The 8,889-nt window shown below is 57.9% G+C and carries 7 protein-coding genes; 5 read left to right on the top strand and 2 right to left on the bottom strand.

The genetic code is table 11. The features are described 5' to 3' along the window. Positions 1-254 precede the first annotated feature (254 nt). Positions 255-2,159 (bottom strand): sensor domain-containing diguanylate cyclase, encoded by a 1,905-nt coding sequence (locus PHX60_RS15460; RefSeq protein WP_300079573.1) that lies wholly within the window; start codon positions 2,157-2,159, stop codon positions 255-257. Positions 2,160-2,187: 28 nt separating this feature from the next. Between PHX60_RS15460 and PHX60_RS15455 the strand changes: the two genes are divergently transcribed. Beyond that, positions 2,188-2,607: a hypothetical protein gene (locus tag PHX60_RS15455; RefSeq protein WP_366144397.1), complete on the top strand. Its 420-nt coding sequence runs from the start codon at positions 2,188-2,190 to the stop codon at positions 2,605-2,607. Positions 2,608-2,707: 100 nt separating this feature from the next. Here the strand turns inward: PHX60_RS15455 and PHX60_RS15450 are convergent, their stop codons facing one another. After that, positions 2,708-3,064 (bottom strand): HPF/RaiA family ribosome-associated protein, encoded by a 357-nt coding sequence (locus PHX60_RS15450; protein WP_300079570.1) that lies wholly within the window; start codon positions 3,062-3,064, stop codon positions 2,708-2,710. A 153-nt stretch (positions 3,065-3,217) separates the two neighbouring features. Between PHX60_RS15450 and PHX60_RS15445 the strand changes: the two genes are divergently transcribed. The 4 genes from PHX60_RS15445 to PHX60_RS15430 all read left to right on the top strand — a co-directional run bounded on the left by PHX60_RS15445 (position 3,218) and on the right by PHX60_RS15430 (position 8,636). Further along, on the top strand, positions 3,218-3,997 hold the full coding sequence (locus tag PHX60_RS15445; RefSeq protein WP_300079567.1) for a 3',5'-cyclic-nucleotide phosphodiesterase: 780 nt from the start codon (positions 3,218-3,220) through the stop codon (positions 3,995-3,997). A gap of 4 nt (positions 3,998-4,001) precedes the next feature. After that, positions 4,002-6,407, top strand: coding sequence for a GspE/PulE family protein (locus PHX60_RS15440; protein WP_300079564.1), 2,406 nt, complete (start codon positions 4,002-4,004; stop codon positions 6,405-6,407). Between the two features lie 63 nt (positions 6,408-6,470). Next, the gene (locus tag PHX60_RS15435) at positions 6,471-7,145 is read left to right on the top strand and encodes a response regulator transcription factor (protein ID WP_300079562.1); all 675 of its coding nucleotides are present in this window, start codon (positions 6,471-6,473) and stop codon (positions 7,143-7,145) included. Positions 7,146-7,181: 36 nt separating this feature from the next. Continuing rightward, entirely contained in the window at positions 7,182-8,636 is a 1,455-nt protein-coding gene (locus PHX60_RS15430) for a sensor histidine kinase (protein ID WP_300079559.1), read from the top strand. Positions 8,637-8,889 lie beyond the last annotated feature (253 nt).

Genomic DNA, 8,889 nt, shown 5'->3' with positions numbered 1-8,889 from the left:
GCTTATCGGCTGTATATTTTTAAGGAACCTAGAGTCAGGCGGAACCTGAATCAACTTGCTGCGATGAGCGAAGCCTTGAATTGTAGCAGAGTTTTTTAAACTCTGTCAAAGTGTGTGGTTATTAACAACGTGGCACTTTGAAAACTACGGCTGCTAAGAACTACTTACAAGAAGTGGTGCTGAGCAGCGAAGCCTTGAATTCTACACTGGTTTTTTGGCCTGTGGGTAGCAGGTTGATAAAAAATTTGAATTTTTTAGCTATTGCTGGGTTCTGGCGGCTCTGGGGAGGCCACGCAAACCCGGTTACGCCCTGCGGCTTTGGCTGCATAGAGTGCCACATCGGCGCTACGTAACAGGTCTTCTAGTGTAGCGTTGCTGCTGTGGCGCAAGGCGACTCCTATGGATACCGTGAAGTGCAGCGGTGGCTTTTGGTTATCTAGGGGAACGCTAAGGGCGGCGAGTTTGCTACGCAAACGTTCGGCAATTTCTTGTGCTGCTTGCAAGGGGGTGTCTGGCAACAAGATGGCAAATTCTTCTCCGCCCAAACGGGCCAAGATGTCTGTGTCGCGCAGTTGTTGCAGCAAGCTGTGGGCCAGCGCCATCAGCACTGTGTCGCCTGCCGCATGGCCATAGGTGTCGTTGACTTGCTTGAAGTGGTCGATGTCGAGCATACACACGGCTACCGGGCGTTGTTGGCGGGTGGCATGGGAGAGTTCTCGTACCCCCAATTCGAAGAAATGGCGGCGGTTGCAGAGACCGGTCAGGCTGTCGGTGTTGGCTCTGCGCTCTAGGGCTTGTTGTAGCCGCTGGATTTCGGTCATGTCGATACACACGGTGCGGCTAAAAAGAAATTCGCCTTGGGGACTCATTTCAGCGGTGGCGTTGAGCAACACGGGCAGGATGCTGCCATCTTTGCGTACCATGTTCAGGGCTATATCGCGTAGCTGCCCAGAGACTTGGAGCCGTGGAAAGAGTTTTTTGAAATGGACGGCGCTGGCAGGGGTGAGCAAGTCGGTCAGGCAGAGGCGGTTTTGCACTTCGTGGCGGGAGTAACCCAGCCAGCCCAATTGCGTGAGGTTCATACGCAAGATGCGTCCGTGGGTGTCGAAGGAGTGGTAACCACAGGGGGCTTGGTCGTAGAGTGCGGCAATTTCTTGCGCGTTTTGTTGTTCGCGCGCGCGCTCGACGTTGGTACTGACTTTGCGCTCGGCCAGCATCCAGCTGATGAACACCAAGGTGAACAGTAGCAATCCCACCACCACACCGTGGCTGCGCCAAAGCCAAGGGGATTCTTCTAGCAGCTCACGCGGTACCAAAATAACGGCTTGCCAGTGGTATTGGCTTGGTTGTTGGGCCGCAACGGTGATGCCTTGGTGCTGCAAAATGGCGCTGGCGGGCAGCGCAGAGGGGGGCAACTCTAGCGGATAGAGGGTGCTAAACAGGAACAAGCCTTGATGGGTCTGTAAGGCTCCTGTGTGTTGCCGCTGCATGGCGGCCCAAACGGCTGGGTATTGTTGGGCAAAACTAAGGGGTTTGTCGGTCTGGAGCTGGGAGGAACGAAGCCATTGCCCATCAGGCCCCACCAGCATGGCCTGATGGAAGGGATTGCGCGCCATGACGTTGGCAAAGGTGTCGAGCAGTTCATCGAGATGAAACCGGAGATGCACAGTACCGGCCTGCTGACGACGGCTGTTAAAGACTGGCGTATGGATACGCAGGGTATTGACCGCATCAGTGGCATCTAACGGTAATGGGGGTTGTTCTAGCAGTTGTGTGCGTCTGACTTGCACCAATATGCGCCCTTGGGGGTCTTGCACTTGCAAGTCGATATAACGGCCATAGTTGTGAACCACTTGCTCTAGCGCCAAAGCGAGCCGCTGGCGCAGCAGGGGCTGGGGTCGGTCGAGAAACTCTGTCAGTACAGCGGAGTTGCTGATGACACCCAAATCACCGGCCATTTCCAGAAATTCTTTGTGTACCATGTAGTCCACCATGCTAAGGTAGCCTTGTTCACGCGCTTCAATGACTTCGACACGGCTACGCAGGTAGTTTTCGTGCAGGGGCCAACCCAAAGCCAGCAAGGCGCTCATCATCACGACCAGATAGGCTCCGGCCAGACGCAGCACTTGGCGGTTGAAAGCATCTTTGTTTGCGCTCATGGGATGTTGTGTACCCGGAAATGAAGACATGCCAAACCAGCTCCCCCCTCCTCCTTCTGCCCAAGCAGTGGCACCTCATCATGCTGTGGCCAATTTAGATAAGCAAGATGCTTGCCTGCCTGTGCTGGCGGTGGTGGCTTGGCACGCGCAAGCACCAGAAAAACCAGCGCTGGGCGCGCCTTGCAATGGCTGTGGTTTGTGTTGTTTGGCCGCGCCTTGCCCTTTGGGCATCTGGGTATCTAGGCGACGCCGTGGAGCCTGCAAGGCGTTGCTGTGGAGTGAGGAGCAGCAGCGCTACCAGTGTGGGCTGCTGGCAGACCCTGCCCGTGTGACAGGTTGGCGCAGGCCTTGGCTATTGCGTTGGTGCCGTTACTGGGCTAGGCGCTGGATTGCCGCTGGCACGGGTTGTGATGCCGATATTGTGGGGCAGCCTGCGCCGCTGGGGTGATGTTTGACCAGCTGGACACAAAAAAAAGCGCAAGTGCTGTAAACACTTGCGCTTGGAGCCTAGGGCCAAAGGGCAGCTACCGAGCCGCCCCAGCGCTGACTTATTCTGGGTCTTGCAAATGCGCGCCAATGGTGTCGCGGGCATGGCGGGCTTTGACGCGGCCCAAATCGGCATCCAAAGCGTGGATGAGCTTGTCCACGGCGCTGATAAAGGCCACGGGCACTTTGTCACCATCGGCGGTGACGGTAACGGGTTGGCGTCCTGCGGGGCGTGCCTCTAGGCGGCAGCGCTTGTCGTTGGCACCGGATTTACCGGCATCGACATCGGTCAGGAACACTTCGACGCGGGTGATGTGCTCGCGAAAACGGGCCAGCCGGTCAAGGGCTTCGGTCTGAATCCATTGGGCCAAAGATTCACCGCCTTGAATGTGGTCGTTAGCGTGTACCTGCACTTGCATGTTGATCTCCTTTTCGAACTTCGGTCGGCTGGGTGCCGACAACGCCACTGTAAACCAAGAGCGCTGTAACTTGCCGCTTACAAGGCAGATTTTTGACAGCTTGCGAGGGATTCCCCGCACAACGCTACGCCCACTCGTGCCAGAATGGCCATCATGAAAATACGGGTCTTAGGCTGCTCGGGTGCCATTGGACAACACGCCCGCACCACCTCTTTTTTACTCGATCAGCACATTTTGCTCGATGCAGGCACTGGCGTGGCCGATTTGCCGCTGGGCGAGATGGTGCAAATTGACCACCTGTTGCTGACCCACTCGCACCTAGACCATGTAACCGCCTTGCCCCTGATGCTCGATGCCGTGGCTGGGCTACGCAAGCAACCCCTGCGCGTTCATGCCCTGCCCGCCACGATTGAGGCTTTGCGCGCGCATATTTTCAACGACATCATTTGGCCGGATTTTTCGGTCATTCCATCGCCACAGCAGCCAATGGTGCAGTTTCACCCGATTGAAGTCGGCCAAGTACTCACTTTGAGCGGCAAAAAAATCGAGGTACTCCCGGCACACCATACCGTGCCCGCCGTCGGCTTTGCCGTACACACGCCCCAAGGCCATTGGGTGTTTACCGGCGATACCGAACGCAACCCGGCTTTTTGGCAACGTTTGCGCCAACTGCCGCTGGCCATGCTGGTGATTGAACTGACCTTCAGCCAGCGTGCCAGTGCCTTGGCCCATGTCAGCCGCCACCTGTGTCCGCAGGTGCTGGCCCAAGAGCTGGCACAGCTATCCATGCCCCTGCAAACCGGCTGCCGTATCGGCCTGACGCACACCAAACCGCTAGAAGTAGCCTTGCTGCACGCCGAAGTGCAAGCCTTGGGGCTAGAGCGGCAATATCCCCTTTTCTGGCTAGAGGCCGGACAAATTTTTGAGTTTTAAGCGCATGGCTTCTCCTACTTCCACACCTTTAGACGAAGCGGCTTTTTTTCGGGCGCTGCAACACCTGAGCAACCGCATCCACAACACCGACCGCGTAGAACAAATCATGGTGGATTTGGCGCAGCCGATTTGCGATTTGTTCGCGGCCGACCGCATCACCATTTACACCGTGGCCGAAGATGGCGAGTACATCGTCTCGCGCATCAAAACCGGCCTGCAAACCATCCGCAGCATCCGTTTGCGTATCAAAAACAACAGCGTTGCTGGTTATGTCGCCTTTAAGCGGCGCTTGATTAATGTCCCTGATGCCCACGACAGCGCCGCCTTACGGCAGATAGCCCCCGATTTGAACTTTCAGGCCGAAGTGGACAAGCGTTCAGGTTACGTAACGCACCAATTGCTCACCGCACCCATCGTGCAAGATGGCACCCTGTACGGCGTGCTGCAACTCATCAACACGCGCAGTGGCCAGCCCTTTGGCAGCGCCGCCGAGCAAGGCGTGACCGAACTGTGCAAAACCTTGGCCATCGCCTTTAAGCACCGAGGGCCACCGCCCGAGCTGGCCAGCAGCAGTGCGCCAGAGCCAGCCGCCACCCCAGCAGCCTTGCCCCCCCTGCCCAGCCGTGCGCCCGCACAGCAGCCGGGCAGTATGCGCTACCAATGGCTGGTGCAACAGGGCCACATCAGCGGGGTAGATTTGGCCCAGTGCCTACAACAAGCCCGTGATAGCGGCCTGCCCAGCGAGGCTATCTTGCTCCAGCAAGGCGTGGGCTTGGCGGCGATTGGGGCCAGTTTGGCGGCCTTTTTTGGCGTGCCCTATGCCGGGTTTCAGGCCCAGCGTTTGCGGGTTGAAGCACTGCACGGTGCCCTCAAGCGCGATTTTTTGCTGTCGCAAGGTTGGGTGCCTTTGGAGGAAAGCAGCACCGGCCTGCAAGTAATGTGCCTAGACCCCGAAGCAGTGCAAAGCGCACGCATTGTCGGCCAGGTATTTCCGCAGGCGCAGCCGATTGAATACCGGGTCACGACACGGCAAGATTTCTTGCAAACCCTGGACCAACTTTACCCCGCGCAAGCCGACACCAGCGTGGACCGCATGTTGGCCGATTTAACCGATACCGCACTCGACGACGGCGTGGACGATAGCGCCTTGGTCTCTGCGGCGGCGGACAATGAGTTGGTCAAGCTGGTCAACCGCATCATTTTGGATGCCCACCAGCAAGGCGCTTCTGACATCCACATCGAACCCCTGCCGGGCAAAGACAAAACCCAAATTCGCTTTCGCATTGATGGCGTGTTGCGGCCCTACATTGAGGTTCCAGCTGCTTACCGCGCGCCGCTGGTCACGCGCATCAAAATTATGTGCGATTTGGATATTTCTGAGCGGCGCAAACCCCAAGACGGAAAAATCCAATTCCGCCGCTTTGGCCCCTTGGATATTGAACTGCGCGTGGCCACCATCGCCTCGATGGGTGGGGTCGAAGACGTGGTGATGCGCCTGTTGCGCGGCGGCGAGCCACTGCCGCTAGAGCAGCTCAACCTGAGCAGCCACAATCTGCAACGGCTGATGGATACCATCAGCAAGCCTTATGGCTTGTTTTATGTCTGCGGCCCCACGGGTTCGGGCAAAACCACCACGCTGCACTCTATCCTCAAGCACCTTAACACCCCCGAGTCCAAAATCTGGACGGCGGAAGACCCGGTAGAAATCACCCAGCGCGGCTTGCGCCAAGTGCAGGTCAACAAAAAAGCCGGGGTGGACTTTGCTACCGTGATGCGCGCCTTTTTGCGCTTGGACCCCGACATCATCATGGTGGGCGAATCGCGCGATTTGGAAACCGTCAGTATGGGCATTGAAGCCTCCCTGACGGGGCACTTGGTGTTTTCTACCCTGCACACCAACTCGGCCCCCGAATCCATCGTGCGCCTGCTGGACATGGGCATGGACCCCTTCAATTTTGCCGATGCCCTGCTGGGCGTGCTGGCGCAGCGGCTGGCGCGCAAGCTGTGCAGTTGCAAACAAGCTTATCTGCCCGACGCGGCCGAATTGGCCGCCTGCGCGCGTGAGTACCTCCAAACCAGCAGCGAAGTGCAACCCAGCACCGAGCAATGCGAGGCACTCTTGCAAAACTGGCGCAGCCAATACAGCGATGCCCAAGGGCAATTGCGGCTTTACCGCTCGGTGGGCTGTGACAAATGCCAAGGCAGCGGCTACAAAGGCCGTGTGGCCCTGCATGAGTTGCTGGTGGCCGACGATGCCATCAAAGAGCATATTCAACTGCGCTCGCGCGTGGCCCAGTTGCTGCAATCGTGCCTGCACAGTGGTATGCGTACCCTGAAAATGGACGGTATAGAAAAAGCCTTACAGGGCCTGACCGACCTGCGCCAAGTGCGCTTGGTGTGTATCAAGTGATGATAGGTGCTGACACTCTCCTAAAATTAGCACCTTTCACCGACCTGACACAGGATTTTTTGCATGCGTATTTTGATTGCCGAAGATGATCAAGTGCTGGCCGATGGCCTGTTGCGTACCTTACGCAGTTCGGGGGCCGTGGTAGATCATGTGGCCAGTGGCAGCGAAGCCGATGCCGCCCTGATGACCAACCACGAGTTTGATTTATTGATTTTGGATTTGGGCCTGCCCAAAATACATGGCCTAGAGGTACTCAAGCGCTTGCGTAGCCGAGGGGCTACCCTGCCGGTGTTGATTTTGACGGCGGCCGATAGCGTGGAAGAGCGCGTTAAAGGCTTGGATTTTGGCGCGGACGATTACATGGCCAAGCCCTTTAGCCTGCAAGAACTGGAGGCGCGCGTGCGTGCTTTGGTGCGCCGGGGCGCGGGTGGCGGCAGTGCCACCATTCGCCACGGCCCCTTGGTTTATGACCAAGCGGGCCGGGTGGCTACGATTGACGGCAAAATGGTAGAACTCTCGGCGCGCGAGTTGGGCCTGTTAGAAGTGCTGTTGCAACGTGCCGGGCGCTTGGTCAGTAAAGACCAACTGGTCGAGCGCCTGTGCGAGTGGGGCGAAGAAGTCAGCAACAACGCGATTGAGGTCTATATCCACCGCCTACGCAAAAAGATAGAGAAAGGGCCGATTCGCATCGCCACGGTGCGTGGCTTGGGTTACTGCTTAGAGAAAATTCCGGGCTAGGGCGGCTGTGCGTCTGCTGCTTTGGGGGGCTGCGTTTTGAAAATCTTCCAGCGCGAACAGCGCTCGCTGTTTGGCGAGATTCTGGACTGGATGCTCACGCCCCTGCTGTTGATATGGCCGGTCAGTTTGGCCCTGACTTGGCTGGTGGCCCAAGGCATCGCCAACAAGCCATTTGACCGCGCCTTAGAGTACAACGCCCACGCGCTGGCGCAACTGGTCATGGTATATCGGGGTAAGGTGCAATTTAATCTGCCCCAGCCCGCCAGTGAAATTTTGCGCGCCGATGATTCGGACATCGTTTATTATCAAGTCACGGGGCCGCACGGCGAACTGCTCTCGGGTGAAAGCGAATTACCCCTGCCCCCGGAAGACCAATTACCCAACAGCGCACAAGTGCAACTGCGCGATGCCGAATTGCGCGGCATTGATATTCGGGTGGCCTATATTTGGGTGCGCCTGCCCTTAAGCAAGGGCGGCATGGCCTTGGTGCAAGTAGCCGAAACCCGCGAAAAGCGCAGCGTACTGGCCACCGAAATCATCAAAGGCGTGATGCTGCCGCAATTCATCATCCTGCCGCTGGCCGTTTTGTTGGTGTGGCTGGCGCTGGCGCATGGCATTCGGCCCCTGCACCGCTTGGAAGAGCGCATCCGCGCGCGCAGCCCGGACGACCTCAGTCCCTTAGACCACAAAGCCGTGCCCTTAGAGGTGGCCCCCTTGGTGGATGCCGTCAATGATTTGCTCAACCGCCTGCACGACTCTCTGGCCACACAAAAACGCTTTCTGGCCGATGCCGCGCACCAGCTGAAAACCCCTTTGGCCGGTTTACGTATGCAGGCCGATTTGGCCCAGCGCGAAGGCACCAGCACCGAAGAACTCAAACGCTCCTTGCAGCAAATTGGGCGCTCTAGCATCCGTGCCACCCACACCGTGAACCAATTGCTGGCCTTGGCGCGCGCCGAAGGCAGCGGGGCTGTGATGCCGCGCCAGCCTTGCGATTTGGCCCGGCTGGTGATTGAAGTGGTACGCGACTCGGTGCCGCGCGCCTTAGACAAACGCATCGACTTGGGTTATGACGGTGCCGAGCCGGGCGATTGGGGGCTACAAATGGATGCCAACCCCACGCTCATCATGGAGCTGGTACGCAATTTAGTGGACAACGCCATCCACTACACCCCGTCCACCGCCGAAAAGCCGGGCGTGGTCACGGCCAGAGTGTTGATTGACATAGAACACCAAAGCGTTATTTTGCAGGTAGAAGACTCCGGGCCGGGCGTGCCCGAGGCCGAGCGCGAGCTGGTGTTTCAGCCGTTTTACCGCGCCTTGGGCACCGAAGCCGACGGCTCCGGGCTGGGGTTGCCGATTGTGTTAGAGATTGCCACCCAGCATGGGGCCGAGGTCAGTTTGGACGATGCCCACCCCGGCCAAACGCCACCGGGGGCGTTGTTTACCGTGCGTTTTCCGGCTTTGCCTATGGCGCGCGCTGAAGATTAAGCACGTCGTCGGACTTTGCAGGGCAAGCCAAGCACTTACTTCGGCCCCTTATCCAAGGGCAACCAGGGCGTTTGCACCAAAGCACCAGACTCGGTGTGTACCGTTCTGCAATACCTACGCAAATCCAATCATTTCTGACTAAATCTACCGATTGCTTCCTGCTTCACAGAGGCTGGTTTCACTCGGGTCTTACGACCCAAGCCAGTGCCTTCCTCTCCACAGGCTGTCACCGAACATCCAGCCATTGGCTGTA

It is taken from the genome of Giesbergeria sp. (genome assembly GCF_028686475.1).
Taxonomy (GTDB): domain Bacteria; phylum Pseudomonadota; class Gammaproteobacteria; order Burkholderiales; family Burkholderiaceae_C; genus Simplicispira.
Note: the sequence above shows the minus strand (reverse complement) of the source record. Positions and strands in the feature narration are given on the sequence as shown.